Raw genomic sequence first — 17,057 nt, 5'->3', positions numbered from 1 at the left:
GTTCCCTTCACAGGAGCAGAGCAGTGCTGACACATCTTGATTCCCAGGGGCGGGCCAACATGGTCGACGTCACTGAAAAGGCCGTGACCGAGCGTGAGGCCACCGCCGAGGCGCGGGTGCGCATGTTGCCGCAGACCTTGCAGATGATCGTCGACGGCGAACATCCCAAGGGCGACGTGTTCGCCGTGGCACGCATTGCCGGGATCCAGGCGGCGAAGAAGACCAGCGACCTGATCCCGCTGTGCCACCCGCTGATGCTCACCAGCGTCAAGGTCGAGCTCAGCGCCGAGGGCGAGGACGCCGTGCGTATTGTCGCCCGTTGCAAGCTGGCCGGGCAGACCGGTGTGGAGATGGAGGCGCTGACGGCTGCCAGCGTTGCCGCGCTGACGATCTATGACATGTGCAAGGCTGTGGACAAGGGCATGGTCATCGAACAGGTGCGCCTGCTGGAAAAGCTCGGCGGCAAGAGCGGCCACTACAAGGTGCAGGCATGATGAAGGTCAAGGTGATGTACTTCGCCCGCTACCGCGAACTGCTGGGCGTGGATGGCGAGCGTGTAGAAGGCGCGTTCAAGGTGCTGGACGATGTGCGCCAGGCCCTGGTGGCCAAGGGTGGGCACTATGCGGTGCTGGCTGAGCAGAACCTGATGTGCGCGCGCAACGAAGAGCTGTGCAAGCTCGATGAACCGCTGCAAGAGGGCGATGAAGTGGCGTTCTTCCCGCCGGTGACCGGAGGCTGAACATGGCAGTGCGAGTGCAACAAGGCGCGTTCGACCCGGGCGCCGAGGTGAATGCCATGCATGCGGCCAATGTTGGCGTGGGCGCGGTAGTCAGTTTTGTTGGTTATGTGCGGGATTTCAACGACGGCCGCGAAGTGGCGGGGATGTTCCTTGAACACTACCCGGGCATGACCGAAAAGGCCTTGGGCAAGATCGTGGTCGAGGCCGAGCAGCGCTGGCCGTTGCTCAAGGTGGAGGTGTTGCACCGCATCGGTGCGCTGGAACCGGGCGAGCCGATCGTGTTTGTCGGTGTGGCCAGTGCCCATCGGCAGGCCGCGTTCGATGCCTGCAACTTCATCATGGACTACCTGAAGACCCGGGCGCCGTTCTGGAAGAAGGAGAATACCCAGGAAGGGCCGCGGTGGGTTGAAGGCAAGCAGAGTGACCAGGATGCGGCGGGGCGCTGGTAAATGAGGGTTTGATGGCCGGGGCTTCGCCCCGGTTCGCGGGTGAACCCGCTCCCACAGGTAATCCGCAGCTGCTGAAGCCTGTGCAGTACATGTGGGAGCCGGCTTGCCGGCGATTGGGCTGCAAAGCAGCCCCAGCATCAGTGGTGTTTGCGCGGCACCGGCTTCAACAGCTCATCCGGTGGCATTTCGCACTTGATCTTGCGCCCCAGCAGCTCTTCGATCGCCGGCAACTGATACGAGTCATCCTCCCCGGCAAAACTGATCGACACGCCGCTGGCCCCCGCGCGGCCGGTACGGCCAATGCGGTGCACGTAGTCGTCCGGGTCTTCTGGCAGGGTGAAGTTGATCACGTGGCTGATACCATCGATATGGATGCCACGCCCCGCCACGTCGGTGGCCACCAGCACGGTGATGCGCCCCTCGCGGAAGTTTTCCAAGGTGCGGATGCGCTTGTGCTGCGGCACGTCGCCCGACAGCTGGGCGGCATTGATGCCGTCGCGCACCAGTTTTTCCTCGATGCGCCGCACTTCGTCCTTGCGGTTGGCAAACACCATCACCCGTTCCCAGTTGTTCTGGGTCACCAGGTTGTACAGCAGCTTGTACTTGTCGCTGCCAGCCACCGCATACACGTGCTGCTCGACCGTTTCGCTGGCCACGTTTTCCGGTTCGATCTCGACGATGGCCGGGTTGGTGGTCCACTGCTTCGCCAGGTTCATCACGTCGTCGGTGAAGGTGGCGGAGAACAGCAGGGTCTGGCGCTCGCTTTTCGGCGGCGTCTGGCGAATGATCTGGCGCACCTGGGGGATAAAGCCCATGTCGAGCATGCGGTCGGCTTCGTCCAGCACCATCACCTCGACCATGTCCAGGTGCACCTCGCCGCGCTGGTTGAAGTCCAGCAGGCGGCCTGGGGTAGCTACGAGGATGTCGCAGTGGCGTGCTTCAAGGGCCTTCAGCTGCTTGTCGAAGTCCATGCCGCCGACGAAGCTCATGACGTTCAGCCCGGTGTACTTGGTCAGCGCAGCGGCGTCCTTGGCAATCTGCACCACCAGCTCGCGGGTAGGCGCGATGATCAGCGCACGCGGTTCGCCCATGTAGCGTTCCTTGGGCGGTGGCGTCTGCTGCAGCTGGGAAATGATCGAAATCAAAAACGCCGCAGTCTTGCCGGTACCGGTCTGCGCCCGGCCGATGGCGTCCTGGCCACGCAGGGTATAACCCAGCACCTGCGCCTGGATCGGTGTGCAGTACGGGAAGCCCAGGTCGTGGATGGCGTGCATCAGCTCGTTGGACAGCTTGAAGTCGTGGAAGCGGGTCTTGCCTTCCTGCGGCTCGACCACGAAGTCTTCCGGCTTCCACAGGCTGGCCTGCGGCTTGGGCTTGCGCTCGCGACGCGGTTTGTCCTTGGCCGCTTTGTCGGCAAGTGGCGTAGCGGTAGCGGTTGCGGGTTGTTCAGCCTCGGGGGCGGTGTTGGCACGCGGTACGGCCGTTTTTGCTGCGGGCCGGGCCTCGCTGGCGGGTGCGTGCGCAGGCGGCGTCACGCTGGCAGCAGGAGCGACGGCTTGTGGCGCGGCGTCTCCCTTGCCGAATATTTTCTTGAGTGCTTTGAGCACGATCGTCTCATCAACTGATTAAGGAATGTACGCCGGGCAGTGTAATGCAAGATCCGGGCGCGGCGTAGCGGAATACTCCCACAACTACAAGAGAGCCAGCCTATTGCAGCTGCTCGCTGAGCCAGTTGTGGATGTCGTTCAGTTCCTCGACCACCACTTCGTGTTCCATCGGGTATTCGTACCAGCGGGCGGCGACGCCCCAGGTGTTCAGGTACTCGAAGGCGGTGCGGCCCATGGACGGAATCACCACCGGGTCATGCACGCCATGCAGGCACAGCGCCGGGGTGCGCTGCTGGCAGGCACTCAACTGGTGCTGGTCGTTGAAGGTGGGGGCGTAGGTGGACAGGGCGATCACCCCACCCAGTGCTTCTTGCCACTTTATATAGGCAGTGTGCAGCACCACCGCGCCACCCTGGGAAAAACCGGCCAGGAAGATACGCGACAGGTTGATGCCTTTGGCCTGCTCGGCCTTGATCAATGCAACCACTTGCTCGGCCGACTCTTCCAGCTGCGCTTCGTCAATGGCGCGGGCTGGGGTCATGGCCTTGATGTCATACCAGCTGGGCATGGCATAACCGCCATTTATGGTGACTGGTCGGGTTGGGGCCTGGGGCATGATGAACCGGGTGCTGAGCAGGCGCTCCTGCATGAATTCGGCCACAGGTAGGAAGTCGTAACGGTCGGCCCCCAGACCGTGCAACCAGATCACACAGGCGTCAGCGGTTTTCTGTGGTTCGAGAATCAGCGGGTTGGTCATGACTGCTCCGAAAGTGTGCGGGTCTTGTTATGGCGTGCGTGAAAAGAAGGCGCTGGAAATGATTGTCGGAAAAAGAATGTCGCAACGATACAACTTTCCCTACTTGACGAGCGCTTAAACGCTACAGCCACAGAATCTGGTACGCGCTTTGCAATTCAATCTGTGATGCAAAGGGCAGGCCGAGACGGTAACACCCTTTGTACGCGAAGGCTGTCACAGAACAGTCCATTGCGCCAATTGACCCAATAACAAGCCAATACGGGTCGGATACGCCTCAAAAGGGTGCGGTGCAATTCCGGCTCGATACAACAAGAGCGATTTGGAGGTTGTGAATGAAGATGTTGAAAACCACCCTGGCAGTCCTGACCGCTGCCGCCGCACTGGGCGTCGTGAGCAATGCCCAGGCCGGCGCCACCCTCGATGCGGTAAAGAAGAAGGGCTTCGTCCAGTGTGGCGTGAGCGACGGTCTTCCGGGCTTCTCGGTACCTGATGCGCAGGGCAAGATCGTCGGTATCGACGCCGATGTGTGCCGCGCCGTGGCCGCCGCCGTGTTCGGCGATGCGACCAAGGTCAAGTTCAGCCAGCTCAACGCCAAGGAACGCTTCACCGCCCTGCAGTCGGGCGAGGTCGACGTGCTGTCGCGCAACACCACCTGGACCAGCTCGCGCGATGCCGGCATGGGCCTGGTGTTCGCCGGGGTCACCTACTACGACGGCGTAGGCTTTTTGGTCAACAAGAAGCTGGGTGTCTCCAGTGCCAAGGAGCTTGATGGCGCAACCATCTGTATCCAGGCCGGTACCACCACCGAGCTGAACGTGTCGGACTTCTTCCGCGCCAATAACCTCAAGTACACCCCGATCACCTTCGACACCTCGGACGAAAGCGCCAAGTCGCTGGAGTCGGGCCGTTGCGACGTGCTGACCTCGGACAAGTCGCAGCTGTTTGCCCAGCGTTCCAAGCTGGCCGCGCCGACCGACTACGTGGTACTGCCGGAAACCATCTCCAAGGAGCCGCTGGGCCCGGTGGTGCGTAAAGGCGACGAGGAGTGGTTCAGCATCGTCAAGTGGACCCTGTTCGCCATGCTCAACGCCGAAGAGGCAGGCGTCACCTCGAAAAATGTCGAGGCCGAAGCCAAAGGCACCAAGAACCCGGACGTCGCCCGCCTGCTGGGTGCGGATGGTGAGTACGGCAAGGACCTCAAGCTGCCCAAAGACTGGGTAGTGCAGATCGTCAAGCAAGTCGGCAACTACGGCGAAGTGTTCGAGAAGAACCTGGGCCAGAGCACCGACCTGAAGATCGACCGTGGCATGAACGCCCTGTGGAACAACGGCGGCATCCAGTACGCGCCACCTGTGCGCTGATGGTTGCACCCTGCGGCGGCATCCCGCCGCCGCAGGCTGTTCGAATCCCTACTGTCCGGGGCACTTCATGCAAAATCAAATCGGCGCACCCAAGGGCTTGTCCCTTAATGATCCGCGTGTGCGCGCGTGGCTGTTCCAGATCCTCACGATCGTCTTCGTGGTCGGCCTGGGCTGGTACCTGTTCCACAACACGCAAACCAACCTGCAACACCGGGGTATCACCTCGGGCTTCGACTTCCTCGATCGCAGTGCCGGCTTCGGCATCGCCCAGCACCTGATCCCCTATGTGGAATCCGACAGCTATGCGCGGGTGTTCGTCATCGGCCTGCTCAATACCCTGCTGGTGACCTTCATCGGCGTCATCCTGGCGACGATTCTGGGCTTCATCATCGGTGTGGCTCGCCTGTCACCGAACTGGATGATCAACAAACTGGCGACCGTGTATGTGGAAACCTTCCGCAACATTCCGCCGTTGCTGCAGATCCTGTTCTGGTACTTCGCGGTGTTCCTGACCCTGCCGGGACCGCGGGGCAGCATTAACATCGACGATATGTTCTTCATCAGCAACCGTGGCCTGAACATGCCTGGCGCGTCCATGGCCGATGGCTTCTGGCCGTTCGTCATTGCTCTGGTGGTGGCCATTGCCGCCATTGTCGTGATGGTGCGCCTGGCCAACAAGCGCTTCGACGAAACCGGCGTGCCGTTCCACAAGTTCTGGGTGGGGCTGGCGCTACTGCTGGTCATCCCGGGCCTGAGCGTGCTGTTGTTCGGCAATCCGGTCAGCTGGGAAGTGCCGCAGCTCAAGGGCTTCAACTTTGTCGGGGGCTGGGTGCTGATCCCCGAGCTGTTGGCGCTGACCTTGGCGCTGACTATCTATACGGCAGCCTTCATCGCTGAAATCGTGCGTTCCGGCATCCGTTCGGTCAGCCATGGCCAGACCGAGGCCGCGCGCTCGCTGGGCCTGCGAGAGGGCCCGACCCTGCGCAAGGTGATCATCCCCCAGGCACTGCGGGTGATCATTCCACCGCTGACCAGCCAGTACCTGAACCTGGCGAAGAACTCGTCGCTGGCGGCCGGTATCGGTTACCCGGAGATGGTCTCGCTGTTCGCCGGCACCGTGCTCAATCAGACCGGCCAGGCCATCGAGGTGATTGCGATCACCATGAGTGTCTATCTCGCCATCAGCATCAGCATTTCGCTGCTGATGAACTGGTACAACAAGCGCATAGCGCTGATCGAGCGGTGAGGATACGCCCGTGAATGCCCATGTTTTCAAACCCGATATGCCGCCACCGGTGAAAACCGTCGGCGTGCTCGCATGGATGCGTGCCAACCTGTTCTCCAGCTGGCTCAACACGCTGTTGACCCTGCTCGCCATCTACCTGGTATGGCTGATCGTGCCACCGCTGCTGCAGTGGGCGTTGATTGACGCCAACTGGGTCGGTACAACCCGCGCCGACTGCACCAAGGAGGGCGCCTGCTGGGTGTTCGTGCAGCAGCGCTTTGGCCAGTTCATGTACGGCTACTACCCGGCCGAGCTGCGCTGGCGGGTGGACCTGACGGTATGGCTTGCCGTCATCGGCGCTGCGCCGCTGTTCATCAAGCGCTTCCCGCGCAAGGCCTTCTACGGCCTGGGCTTCCTGGTGCTGTACCCGGTACTGGCCTACACCCTGCTGCACGGTGGGTACCTGGGCCTGGAGAGCGTACCGACCAGCCAGTGGGGCGGGCTGATGCTGACCCTGGTGATCGCTACCGTGGGTATCGTCGGCGCCTTGCCGCTGGGCATCCTGCTGGCCTTGGGCCGGCGTTCGAGGATGCCGGCCGTGAAGGTGGTGTGCGTGACCTTCATCGAGTTCTGGCGCGGCGTGCCGCTGATTACCGTGCTGTTCATGTCGTCGGTGATGCTGCCGTTGTTCCTGCCCGAAGGCATGAGCTTCGACAAGCTGCTGAGGGCGATGATCGGCGTGATCCTGTTCCAGTCGGCGTACATCGCCGAGGTGGTGCGCGGCGGCCTGCAGGCCATCCCCAAGGGCCAGTACGAAGCCGCCGCTGCCATGGGCCTGGGCTACTGGCGCTCGATGGGCCTGGTGATTCTGCCGCAGGCGCTCAAGCTGGTGATCCCCGGCATCGTCAACACCTTCATTGCCCTGTTCAAGGACACCAGCCTGGTGATCATCATCGGCCTGTTCGACCTGCTGAACAGCGTCAAGCAAGCCGCCGCCGACCCGGCCTGGCTGGGCATGGCTACCGAGGGCTATGTGTTCGCCGCCCTGGTGTTCTGGATTTTCTGTTTCGGTATGTCCCGCTACTCCATGCACCTGGAGCGCAAGCTGGACACTGGCCACAAGCGTTAGGAGTTTCGAAATGAGTGAAGCGATCAAGCAGCCTGCCGGCCCCGAAGGCATCATCCAGATGCAGGGTGTGAACAAGTGGTACGGCCAGTTCCATGTGCTCAAGGACATCAACCTGAACGTGCGCCAGGGCGAGCGCATCGTGCTGTGCGGGCCGTCCGGCTCGGGCAAGTCCACCACCATCCGTTGCCTCAATCGCCTGGAAGAGCACCAGCAGGGGCGCATCGTGGTTGATGGCGTGGAGCTGACCAACGACCTCAAGCAGATCGAGGCCATCCGGCGCGAAGTGGGCATGGTGTTCCAGCACTTCAACCTGTTCCCGCACCTGAGCATCCTGGAAAACTGCACCCTGGCGCCCATGTGGGTGCGCAAGATGCCGCGGCGCAAGGCCGAGGAAATTGCCATGCACTACCTGGAGCGCGTGCGTATTCCCGAGCAGGCGCACAAGTACCCGGGGCAGTTGTCGGGTGGCCAGCAGCAGCGTGTGGCCATTGCCCGTGCGCTGTGCATGAAACCGAAGATCATGCTGTTCGACGAGCCGACCTCCGCGCTGGACCCGGAAATGGTCAAGGAAGTGCTCGATACCATGGTGGGCCTGGCCGAAGATGGCATGACCATGCTCTGCGTGACTCACGAAATGGGCTTCGCCCGCACCGTGGCGAACCGGGTGATCTTCATGGACAAGGGGGAGATCGTGGAGCAGGCGGCGCCGGATGACTTCTTCGACCGGCCGCGCAGTGACCGGACCAGGTTGTTCCTGAGCCAGATCCTGCATTGAGGCAACTAGTGCTGCACTATTGAGGGGGCTGTCGCGGTCCCTGTAGGAGCGGCCTTGTGCCGCGAAAGGGTCGCGCAGCGGCCCCAGGGTTTCAGCTTCGCCGCTGATATGGCTGGGGCCGCCATGCGGCCCTTTCGCGGCACAAGGCCGCTCCTACACGGGAGGTTTACTTTTCTTCTTGCGTTGCAGCCGGCGCCGGCGGCGGCCGCAGCCCCACCTCGGCAATCAGCTTCAGCTGCTGCCCATTGCGCATCACCTCGATGGTGATCTTGTCCGTGGGCTTGATCCGCGCCACCTGGTTCATCGACTTGCGGCCATCACCGGCCGGTTCGCCATTGATGCTCAGGATCACGTCACCCAGTTGCAACCCGGCCTTGGCCGCTGGCCCCTCGCGGAAGATACCGGCCACCACGATACCCGGGCGGTCCTTCATGCCGAACGATTCGGCCAGCTCCTGGCTCAACGGCTGCACCTCGATGCCCAGCCAGCCACGGATCACCTGGCCGTGCTCGACGATCGACTTCATCACCTCCAGTGCCAGTTTCACCGGGATGGCGAAGCCGATGCCCTGCGAACCGCCGGACTTGGAGAAGATCGCGGTGTTGATGCCGACCAGGTTGCCACTGGCATCGACCAGTGCGCCGCCCGAGTTGCCGGGGTTGATCGCAGCGTCGGTCTGGATGAAGTCTTCGTAGTTGTTCAGGCCCAGCTGGTTACGGCCGGTAGCGCTGATGATACCCATGGTCACGGTCTGGCCGACACCGAACGGGTTGCCGATGGCCAGTGACACGTCGCCAATGTGAATGGTGTCGGAACGGCCGATGGTGATCGCCGGCAGGTTCTTCAGGTCGATCTTCAGCACCGCCAGGTCGGTTTCCGGGTCGCTGCCGATCACGCGGGCCAGGGTTTCGCGGCCATCTTTCAGGGCCACGACGATCTGGTCGGCGCCGCTGGTGACATGGTTGTTGGTCAGCAGGTAGCCCTCGGGGCTCATGATTACCGCCGAGCCCAGGCTCGACTCCCAGCGGCGCTGCTTGGGCAGGTTGTCGCCGAAGAAGCGGCGGAACTGCGGGTCTTCGAACAGTGGGTGGGCGCTCTTGTTCACCACCTTGGTGGTGTACAGGTTGACCACGGCAGGGGCAGCCAGCGTCACGGCGTCGGCGTACGACACCGGGCCTTGCATGATCCGCGTGGTCTGCGGTGCCTGTTGCAGGTTGACGTCCTGGCTGGGCAGGCCGACCCATTCCGGGAAACGCTGGATGATCAGCATGGCGATCAGTACGCCGGTAAGCAGGGGCCAGCCAAAGTAACGCAAAGCCTTGAACATGAACGAATCCTGGAAAGATCGAGGGCCAGTGGCCGCGCAGTGGGGCATGAGCGCGCGGGATCATACACCGGTTCCCCCAGTGCCGGCGACGGCCCATAATGGCCGGCATTATACGGGCGTTCCATTGGCGTTGCGCCCGAGAAAAGCGCAGTTTTCGAGGAGATTTTCATGGCCGTCGCTCTAAACACCCTGGTCGAGGAAGCCGAGCGTTACCTGGGCAGCGCGAAGATCCAGGATTATTGCCCCAATGGCCTGCAAGTAGAGGGCCGGCCGCAGGTCAGCCGGATCGTCAGCGGCGTTACCGCCAGCCAGGCGTTGCTGGATGCTGCGGTCGAGGCCCAGGCCGACCTGGTGCTGGTGCACCATGGTTATTTCTGGAAGGGCGAGAACCCGTGCATTACCGGTATCCGCCAGCGTCGCCTGAAAACCTTGCTGAACAACGACATCAGCCTGCTGGCGTTTCACCTGCCGCTGGATGTGCACCCGGAGGTGGGCAACAACGTGCAGCTGGCGCGGCAACTGGACATCACCGTGGAAGGGCCGCTGGACCCGGAGAACCCCAAGGTGGTCGGGTTGGTCGGCTCACTGGCTGAACCTGTGACCGCGCGCGATTTTGCCCGGCGGGTTCAGGAGGTGCTGGGGCGTGAGCCGTTGCTGGTGGAGGGCGAGCAGATGATCCGCCGGGTTGGCTGGTGCACCGGTGGCGGGCAGGGTTACATCGACACGGCGATTGCCGCCGGGGTGGACCTGTACCTGACCGGCGAGGCGTCGGAGCAGACCTACCACAGTGCGCGCGAGAATGGCGTCAGCTTCATTGCTGCCGGGCACCATGCCACCGAGCGTTACGGGGTGCAGGCGCTGGGCGATTACCTGGCGCGGCGGTTTGCCGTGGAGCACCTGTTCATCGATTGCCCCAATCCCATCTGAGGCTTTCGGAGTGGCATGCGGTTCGGTGTAGGAGCAGCCTTGTGCTGCGAAGAGGTCGAAGCAGGCAATAGATCCCTATCTGCTGTACCGGCCTCTTCGCAGCACAAGGCTGCTCCTACAGGGCTTGGTGCTGGGCAGCCAGAGCCCAAACCCGCAGTCATATCGTTAGACCTTTTCGATCTAGCCCGCCTCCTAAATAGAAGCAGCCGCTGTGATAAAGTGGCTCGCTCGAACACGGCCCGCAGGCCGTCCATAAGATCGTTTTTCGTGAGTAGCCATGGTCGACAAACTGACGCACTTGAAACAGCTGGAGGCGGAAAGCATCCACATTATCCGCGAGGTGGCCGCCGAGTTCGACAACCCGGTGATGCTGTACTCGATCGGCAAGGATTCCGCCGTGATGCTGCACCTGGCGCGCAAGGCCTTCTTCCCGGGCAAGCTGCCATTCCCGGTGATGCACGTCGACACCCAGTGGAAATTCCAGGAGATGTACAGCTTCCGCGACAAGATGGTCGAGGAAATGGGCCTGGAACTGATCACCCACGTCAACCCTGAGGGTGTGGCGCAGGGCATCAACCCGTTTACTCATGGCAGCTCCAAACACACCGACATCATGAAGACCCAGGGCCTGAAGCAGGCACTGGACAAGCATGGTTTCGACGCCGCCTTCGGTGGCGCGCGCCGCGACGAAGAGAAGTCGCGGGCCAAGGAACGCGTGTACTCGTTCCGCGACAGCAAGCACCGCTGGGACCCGAAAAACCAGCGCCCCGAGCTGTGGAACGTGTACAACGGCAAGGTCAACAAGGGCGAGTCGATCCGCGTATTCCCGCTGTCGAACTGGACCGAGCTGGACATCTGGCAGTACATCTACCTTGAAGGCATCCCGATCGTGCCGCTGTACTTCGCCGCCGAGCGTGAAGTCATCGAGAAGAACGGCACCCTGATCATGATCGACGACGAGCGCATCCTCGAGCACCTCTCCGAGGAAGAGAAAGCCCGCATCGTCAAGAAGAAGGTGCGTTTCCGTACCCTCGGTTGCTACCCGTTGACGGGCGCTGTCGAGTCGGAAGCAGAAACGCTGACCGACATCATTCAGGAAATGCTCCTGACGCGCACTTCCGAGCGCCAGGGCCGGGTCATCGACCACGATGGCGCCGGTTCCATGGAAGACAAAAAACGTCAGGGCTACTTCTAATTTTCAGGGTTACTCCATGTCGCACCAATCCGATTTGATCAGCGAAGACATCCTCGCTTATCTGGCTCAGCACGAGCGCAAAGAACTGCTGCGTTTCCTCACCTGCGGCAACGTGGATGACGGCAAGAGCACCCTGATCGGGCGCCTGCTGCACGATTCGAAGATGATCTACGAGGACCACCTCGAAGCCATCACCCGTGATTCGAAGAAGTCCGGCACCACCGGCGAAGAAGTCGACCTGGCGCTGCTGGTCGACGGCCTGCAGGCCGAGCGTGAGCAGGGCATCACCATTGATGTCGCCTACCGCTACTTCTCCACTGCCAAGCGCAAGTTCATCATCGCCGACACCCCGGGCCACGAGCAGTACACCCGCAACATGTCCACCGGTGCATCCACCTGTGACCTGGCGATCATCCTGGTCGATGCCCGCTACGGCGTGCAGACCCAGACTCGCCGGCACAGCTACATTGCCTCGTTGCTGGGCATCAAGCACATCGTGGTCGCGGTCAACAAGATGGACTTGAAGGGCTTCGATGAAGGCGTCTTCGAGTCGATCAAGGCCGACTACCTGAAGTTTGCCGAAGCCATCAACCTGACCCCGAGCAGCCTGCACTTCGTACCAATGTCGGCGCTCAAGGGCGACAACGTGGTCAACCACAGCGAGCAATCGCCGTGGTACACCGGCCCGACGCTGATGGAAATTCTCGAAACCGTCGAGGTTGCGGCTGACCGCAACTTCACCGACCTGCGCTTCCCGGTGCAGTACGTGAACCGCCCGAACCTGAACTTCCGCGGCTTCGCCGGCACCATCGCCAGCGGCGTGGTGCACAAGGGCGACGAAATCGTCGTGCTGCCGTCGGGCAAGAGCAGCCGCGTCAAGTCCATCGTCACCTACGAAGGTGAGCTGGAAAACGCCGGCCCAGGCCAGGCCGTGACCCTGACCATGGAAGACGAGATCGACATCTCCCGTGGCGACCTGCTGGTACATGCCGACAACGTACCGCCGGTGACCGACCAGTTCGACGCCATGCTGGTGTGGATGGCCGAAGAGCCGATGCTCCCGGGCAAGAAGTACGACATCAAGCGCGCCACCAGCTATGTGCCGGGCTCGATCGCAAGCATTACCCACAAAGTCGATGTGAACACGCTCGAGAAGGACGCAGCCAGCGCGCTGCAACTGAACGAGATCGGTCGTGTCAAGGTGTCGCTGGACAGCGCCATCGCCCTGGACGGCTACGACAGCAACCGCACCACCGGTGCGTTCATCGTCATCGACCGCCTGACCAACGGCACCGTTGGCGCTGGCATGATCATCGCTCCGCCTGTTCTGCCACACGGCAGCACCGGCCAGCATGGCAAGCAGGCCCACGTGTCTACCGAAGAGCGCGCCCTGCGCTTCGGCCAGCAGCCTGCCACCGTGCTGTTCAGCGGCCTGTCCGGCGCTGGCAAGAGCACCCTGGCCTATGCCGTGGAGCGCAAGCTGTTCGACATGGGCCGTGCGGTATACGTGCTGGACGGCCAGAACCTGCGCCACGACCTGAACAAGGGCTTGCCGCAAGACCGCGCCGGCCGCACCGAAAACTGGCGCCGCGCCGCCCATGTGGCGCGCCAGTTCAACGAAGCCGGCCTGCTGACCCTGGCTGCGTTCGTGGCCCCGGATGCCGAAGGCCGCGAACAGGCCAAGGCCCTGATCGGCAAAGAGCGCCTGGTGACCGTTTACGTCCAGGCCTCGCCGCTGGCTTGCCGCGAGCGAGACCCACAAGGCCTCTACGCGGCCGGCGGCGAAAACATCCCGGGCGAAAGCTTCCCGTTCGATGTGCCGCTGGATGCCGACCTTGTGATCGACACCCAGTCCACCAGCGTGGATGAAGGCGTGAAACAGGTGCTGGACGTGCTGCGTCAGCGTGGCGCTATCTAAGCGCTGGCCTGCAAGAAAAAACCCGCTTCGGCGGGTTTTTTTATGCGCGTAATCCTTGGGTTGTGCGGAGTCTTTAAGGCCAACCGCTTTGTTGAGAATCTGAAAGTTTGCGCGATCACTGTAGGAGCGGCTTTAGCCGCGAACACCGGCAGAGCCGGTGCCATGTACCGCCGCTGGCAAAGGTTCTTCGCTAAGCCTCTGAGCTGCGTCCAGACCTGGCAGGCTAGTTAATTTTAATTCTGAACACTGCAAGACGCTTTGACGCTCTCCATTCCAAGATGCGCGCCATGACCTGCTCGGAGCATCTTCCCCGTTCTTCCTCGGGGTAATAGATAAGGTCAGCGCCATCAGGATGTTCAACCACTTCGATAAAGTGTTCCAGCAATCGATCCTGCCAAGCACGCGAGCCTGTCGCCTGAATCAACGCCTCAACAAGCAAGCGGAACTCATCGTATGAATAGTCGGCCAGGCAGTGTTTCAGACGGATCACCATGGCGTCTCCGATGAAAGCGCGTATTGCATGGCGCTCATGATCCGCAGGTTTTCAGCGTCGTACATCAATCCACCCCACTCGGGCGGGTTCAAGTGGCATATCTGATAAGAGCGCAGACCCTTTACCGTCTCATGGAATGGCGCCCGAGGGGGCCAGCCTTTCTTGAGACGGTTGAGTTGGGCGGGGATGAATTGCTGGCTGTAGATTGGGTCTTCTGCCATTGCCAGCCAGAAGGATTGGCAGAAATGGTCGAAGCTGTGGAATGTACGACTTTCGAGTTTACGGATGATGAATTCTGGAAGAAGGCTGGCCATAGAGTCGTCCCTGAGTGAAAGGCAGGGAAAGTGTGCCCGGGGACGAATTTTATTTATGTCAGAGGTAGGCTGTATGTCAGTAGGAACGTGCCCGATGATTGGAAGGAGTTTTCTTAAGTATGCTTTTCCTACACGGGGATTTGCATTTTTTCCTTTACCGTTTCGTAGGGTAAGCTCCCGGTTGGATTCAACAAATTGTTTTAGGCGTTTCTCCAGAATATCCGGTCCGAATAGATTGAGACCCTGGGTTATCAGGGTCTCAATCTATTTAGTTGGCTTTGAAACCTACTTTGCCATTGGCCAGGCGCCAGGTTTCGACGATTTCAAGTACTTGTTCAGGCTCGCCCCGGTTGCTGCCTTGCGGTCTAAAAAAAAGGTCACTCCCAGACGGATGCTCGGTAATTTTCTCAAAAAGCTCGATCAAAGGTACTAGTACGTTGTCTGGCTCATCCTCGATAGCTGTATTAATCATTTGGAGGAAAACAAGGAACTCTTGCTTTGTGTAATCTTCAAATTTGTTTTTCAAGATTGCTTTTTCCATAGTGAATATGATTGTGAGCTTTGGGTGTCAAAATTATTAAATTGTCCATATCATATACGCCTCCCTGCTTGCTGATTGGTACAACGTGGTGAATTTCGTGAGAGCGTTTGCTCATGTACTCATCATCTCTGTCGACCCAGGGCGAATATCCGTGTTTTTTCATTCGACGGATGTCTTGGGGGCTAGACTGCTTGGACAGCTCGGGGTCATTAGCCACCGCCTTCCAAAACTGCCGTCGGAACGCGTCAAAGCTCCCGTATTCATTCCCTCTGAGAAGATCAGCAATCTGAGCAGGAATTGGAGCCCCTTCGAGGCTGGCTGCAGATTTACGCCACGTATCTGATACCTGTGTACCATTTCCGGTCGATGTACCTGCCTCGTACCGCGGGCTTTTGAACACCACCAGAATAGGCGGTAATCCCGAGTCCATGGGGAAGGTGATGATCAGTCGTTCCTGGTCCAGCAGATCAAGCGCGGGGTAACCCTCCTGCTCGGTGATGACAGGGTTCAGGCTGCTGCCGGTGTACACGACGGTACCAGTCGGGACTAGCGGCAGGCTGGTGGAGCTTCCCTCTTCACCACCCGGCGCGCTGGCGGGTGTCCAGGTCAAAATCCGCTGTGGATTGTCCAACGCTAGGCTGTACACCTGCCGTTCACTGTCGAACGTTGCTGCGCGTACCGCCACTGGCTGGCCGCCTGGCACCACATACAGATCCAGCTCGTTTTCGTTCTCAACCCCCGCCAGAAGATAGGGCAGGTCGATGCTGGTCGAGGATGCCGCCAGGGCAGCAAGGTCGGGCCAACCGGCAGGGCTGAGGCTACCGAGTGGTGTGCTGATGAGGTATTGGCGTTCACTGTTACCCAACGTTGACGGCCACGCCATCGCAAGGGTGCCTACTGCAAGCGAAGGGATTGTCGTAGCAACAAGGCGGGCAATCGCGGCTGCGATTGCTTCACCCAAAGCCGAGTAAGCCGCTTCGGCTACTGCAAAAGAGGTAGCACCAATGGGGATGATGGCCGGCGTCAGTCCCGCCAAGCGCGCTTCATTGATATAGGAAATGCTCCGCCGCAGAGCCTCCTGCCTTTGCCGCTCGGCTTCTGCAGCCAAGCGCTCGGCTTCGGCTTGCTGGCGTGCAGCTTCTGCCTGTGCGGCGAGTTGACCTTGGAGGTCCTCCACCTCAGCGGCGCGCTGCATCAGGTTTTGCGTGGCACCTGCATATACGCCCAGGAATCTGATCGATTCGGTTAGCGACAGTGCGAGATGGTATTCCCGCCAGCGCGGGCCAGCCCGGCGTAATCGTTGTTCATCGACAAGATGCAAAAGCCCTTCAAGTTGAGGCTTCGACAGGGGGCGTTGATGCGGGGGTTTTGATCATGGTAAAGCGGAATTTGCGATTGCTTGGCCTGCACCAAGGCAGCAGCGGTTGCCAGGTAGGCACTGAAGGTTTGAACAAGCGTGAGGGCGTCGTCAATGACGGTTTGCCCCAACTCATGCTGAAGGACGTTGGGTAAACAATCGAAATGTATTTGCCGCTCTGCGTGAATCTGAGCTGTTCGGCGCGCGATCACCTCCAGGAGATTCAGAGGCTGATGGTTAAGCTCCTCCTGATCCACTTGCCTTGCGAGGCCCTCAAGTTCGTCTGCGAGCGCTTGGTGCTTTTGAGCTTCGATGTGTAAACGGTATGTGCCGTCCCAAGACCTCTGCAGCCTTGTGGCCCACTCCACACCTAGCTCCTGGCCTGTTGTTGCTGCGAAGAACCCCGGGTCCAGAAACCGGCTCATCATTGAGTCGCCGCGTTTGTAGAATGCGGGTACGCCAAAGTAATTATTGGCATCAGGTAGAATCTGCAAATAACCGTCACGAATCTGACTGATTCGTAATGACAGGATTTGTTGTTCTGTTGAAAGGGTGGATGTTGCGCCGTTTGTACTGTTCGCCTCGGCTCTGATCTGGGCCTTCAGTGCAGTAATGGTTTCAGGGATCTGGTTTACTTCGTGAGCATATTTGTCCGAATAGTCCTTCTCGATAATCTGAAATTCTTCTGTCAGCACTCTGCGAGTGGAAATGACCCGTGCGATGTCATTTTTGGTTGGGCTGGTGCCTCGTGGATAACCATCGCTTAGCCCCCAGCCACCTGCGCCCGGTCCACCACCACCGCCACCAATCAAACTTAGTTCGGCACCTGTTGGTGCTTGCGCACTGATAAACAGCGCTTCATCGAGATAATACGTGTCGTCCCGTGCCATGTAGGTTCTCCTGGTCACTACACGGCATAGCTTTAAACGTATTGAATTCGCGG

At 60.4% G+C, this 17,057-nt stretch carries 16 protein-coding genes and 1 pseudogene; 10 read left to right on the top strand and 7 right to left on the bottom strand.

The annotated features are described in order from the left end of the window. The first annotated feature begins 23 nt into the window (after nucleotides 1–23). From moaC to moaE, 3 genes are read left to right on the top strand one after another with little or no spacing between them, the layout of a single operon-like run. Nucleotides 24–494: a cyclic pyranopterin monophosphate synthase MoaC gene (moaC, locus tag ABI582_RS09570; protein WP_243055469.1), complete on the top strand. Its 471-nt coding sequence runs from the start codon at nucleotides 24–26 to the stop codon at nucleotides 492–494. After that, a complete protein-coding gene (moaD, locus tag ABI582_RS09565; RefSeq protein WP_368975667.1) occupies nucleotides 494–739 on the top strand; it encodes a molybdopterin converting factor subunit 1 in 246 nt (81 codons plus the stop codon). Before moaC ends, moaD begins: the two co-directional genes overlap by 1 nt. 2 nt (nucleotides 740–741) lie before the next feature. After that, entirely contained in the window at nucleotides 742–1,188 is a 447-nt protein-coding gene (gene moaE / locus ABI582_RS09560) for a molybdopterin synthase catalytic subunit MoaE (RefSeq protein ID WP_442119042.1), read from the top strand. A gap of 137 nt (nucleotides 1,189–1,325) precedes the next feature. On the opposite strand, the gene rhlB is transcribed toward moaE, so the two are convergent. Together rhlB and ABI582_RS09550 are read right to left on the bottom strand one after the other, a co-directional pair. Next, a complete protein-coding gene (rhlB, locus tag ABI582_RS09555; protein WP_442119041.1) occupies nucleotides 1,326–2,795 on the bottom strand; it encodes an ATP-dependent RNA helicase RhlB in 1,470 nt (489 codons plus the stop codon). 100 nt (nucleotides 2,796–2,895) lie between these two features. Next, on the bottom strand, nucleotides 2,896–3,552 hold the full coding sequence (locus tag ABI582_RS09550) for an alpha/beta hydrolase (protein ID WP_258653934.1): 657 nt from the start codon (nucleotides 3,550–3,552) through the stop codon (nucleotides 2,896–2,898). Nucleotides 3,553–3,884: 332 nt separating this feature from the next. On the opposite strand from ABI582_RS09550, the gene ABI582_RS09545 reads away from it, so the two are divergent. The 4 genes from ABI582_RS09545 to ABI582_RS09530 all read left to right on the top strand — a co-directional run bounded on the left by ABI582_RS09545 (nucleotide 3,885) and on the right by ABI582_RS09530 (nucleotide 8,042). Continuing rightward, nucleotides 3,885–4,913: an amino acid ABC transporter substrate-binding protein gene (locus tag ABI582_RS09545; protein ID WP_442119040.1), complete on the top strand. Its 1,029-nt coding sequence runs from the start codon at nucleotides 3,885–3,887 to the stop codon at nucleotides 4,911–4,913. A gap of 67 nt (nucleotides 4,914–4,980) precedes the next feature. After that, nucleotides 4,981–6,159: an amino acid ABC transporter permease gene (locus tag ABI582_RS09540; protein ID WP_338745145.1), complete on the top strand. Its 1,179-nt coding sequence runs from the start codon at nucleotides 4,981–4,983 to the stop codon at nucleotides 6,157–6,159. A 10-nt stretch (nucleotides 6,160–6,169) separates the two neighbouring features. Then, nucleotides 6,170–7,267, top strand: a complete 1,098-nt coding sequence (locus tag ABI582_RS09535) for an amino acid ABC transporter permease (protein ID WP_019470615.1) — start codon at nucleotides 6,170–6,172, stop codon at nucleotides 7,265–7,267. A gap of 10 nt (nucleotides 7,268–7,277) precedes the next feature. Continuing rightward, a complete protein-coding gene (locus ABI582_RS09530) occupies nucleotides 7,278–8,042 on the top strand; it encodes an amino acid ABC transporter ATP-binding protein (protein ID WP_016498022.1) in 765 nt (254 codons plus the stop codon). A 166-nt stretch (nucleotides 8,043–8,208) separates the two neighbouring features. On the opposite strand, the gene algW is transcribed toward ABI582_RS09530, so the two are convergent. Further along, entirely contained in the window at nucleotides 8,209–9,369 is a 1,161-nt protein-coding gene (gene algW, locus ABI582_RS09525; protein ID WP_063422316.1) for a Do family serine endopeptidase AlgW, read from the bottom strand. 168 nt (nucleotides 9,370–9,537) lie between these two features. Here algW and ABI582_RS09520 point away from each other — a divergent pair, with 168 nt between their 5' ends. The 3 genes from ABI582_RS09520 to cysN all read left to right on the top strand — a co-directional run bounded on the left by ABI582_RS09520 (nucleotide 9,538) and on the right by cysN (nucleotide 13,409). Then, nucleotides 9,538–10,296, top strand: a complete 759-nt coding sequence (locus ABI582_RS09520) for a Nif3-like dinuclear metal center hexameric protein (protein WP_016488994.1) — start codon at nucleotides 9,538–9,540, stop codon at nucleotides 10,294–10,296. A gap of 277 nt (nucleotides 10,297–10,573) precedes the next feature. Beyond that, complete coding sequence (gene cysD / locus ABI582_RS09515; protein ID WP_003251799.1) at nucleotides 10,574–11,491, top strand: sulfate adenylyltransferase subunit CysD; 918 nt, start codon at nucleotides 10,574–10,576, stop codon at nucleotides 11,489–11,491. Nucleotides 11,492–11,507: 16 nt separating this feature from the next. Beyond that, a complete protein-coding gene (gene cysN, locus ABI582_RS09510) occupies nucleotides 11,508–13,409 on the top strand; it encodes a sulfate adenylyltransferase subunit CysN (protein ID WP_442119039.1) in 1,902 nt (633 codons plus the stop codon). A 223-nt stretch (nucleotides 13,410–13,632) separates the two neighbouring features. Here the strand turns inward: cysN and ABI582_RS09505 are convergent, their stop codons facing one another. The 4 genes and pseudogenes from ABI582_RS09505 to ABI582_RS09490 form a co-directional block, all read right to left on the bottom strand. Then, entirely contained in the window at nucleotides 13,633–13,902 is a 270-nt protein-coding gene (locus tag ABI582_RS09505) for a bacteriocin immunity protein (RefSeq protein WP_442119038.1), read from the bottom strand. Then, complete coding sequence (locus tag ABI582_RS09500; protein WP_442119037.1) at nucleotides 13,896–14,216, bottom strand: S-type pyocin; 321 nt, start codon at nucleotides 14,214–14,216, stop codon at nucleotides 13,896–13,898. The genes ABI582_RS09505 and ABI582_RS09500 overlap by 7 nt, the downstream gene beginning before the upstream one ends. Nucleotides 14,217–14,484: 268 nt before the next feature. Further along, nucleotides 14,485–14,742 carry a bacteriocin immunity protein gene (locus tag ABI582_RS09495; protein WP_080956842.1) on the bottom strand — a complete coding sequence of 86 codons (258 nt, stop codon included), beginning with the start codon at nucleotides 14,740–14,742 and terminating at the stop codon, nucleotides 14,485–14,487. Continuing rightward, nucleotides 14,726–17,004 (bottom strand): annotated as a pseudogene (locus ABI582_RS09490) (S-type pyocin domain-containing protein). The gene ABI582_RS09495 and the pseudogene ABI582_RS09490 overlap by 17 nt, the downstream one beginning before the upstream one ends. Nucleotides 17,005–17,057 lie beyond the last annotated feature (53 nt).

Origin of the sequence: Pseudomonas sp. SAS7, from assembly GCF_052112345.1 — a bacterium.
GTDB lineage: Bacteria > Pseudomonadota > Gammaproteobacteria > Pseudomonadales > Pseudomonadaceae > Aquipseudomonas > Aquipseudomonas putida_Q.
This window is presented reverse-complemented; position numbering and strand designations above follow the sequence as displayed.

Coding starts and splice junctions, on each gene's coding strand:
- moaD (WP_368975667.1), top strand. CDS start 494: ATGAAGGTCAAGGTGATGTACTTCGCCCGCTACCGCGAACTGCTGGGC.
- moaE (WP_442119042.1), top strand. CDS start 742: ATGGCAGTGCGAGTGCAACAAGGCGCGTTCGACCCGGGCGCCGAGGTG.
- ABI582_RS09550 (WP_258653934.1), bottom strand. CDS start 3,552: ATGACCAACCCGCTGATTCTCGAACCACAGAAAACCGCTGACGCCTGT.
- ABI582_RS09545 (WP_442119040.1), top strand. CDS start 3,885: ATGAAGATGTTGAAAACCACCCTGGCAGTCCTGACCGCTGCCGCCGCA.
- ABI582_RS09540 (WP_338745145.1), top strand. CDS start 4,981: ATGCAAAATCAAATCGGCGCACCCAAGGGCTTGTCCCTTAATGATCCG.
- ABI582_RS09530 (WP_016498022.1), top strand. CDS start 7,278: ATGAGTGAAGCGATCAAGCAGCCTGCCGGCCCCGAAGGCATCATCCAG.
- algW (WP_063422316.1), bottom strand. CDS start 9,369: ATGTTCAAGGCTTTGCGTTACTTTGGCTGGCCCCTGCTTACCGGCGTA.
- ABI582_RS09520 (WP_016488994.1), top strand. CDS start 9,538: ATGGCCGTCGCTCTAAACACCCTGGTCGAGGAAGCCGAGCGTTACCTG.
- cysD (WP_003251799.1), top strand. CDS start 10,574: ATGGTCGACAAACTGACGCACTTGAAACAGCTGGAGGCGGAAAGCATC.
- cysN (WP_442119039.1), top strand. CDS start 11,508: ATGTCGCACCAATCCGATTTGATCAGCGAAGACATCCTCGCTTATCTG.
- ABI582_RS09505 (WP_442119038.1), bottom strand. CDS start 13,902: ATGGTGATCCGTCTGAAACACTGCCTGGCCGACTATTCATACGATGAG.
- ABI582_RS09500 (WP_442119037.1), bottom strand. CDS start 14,216: ATGGCCAGCCTTCTTCCAGAATTCATCATCCGTAAACTCGAAAGTCGT.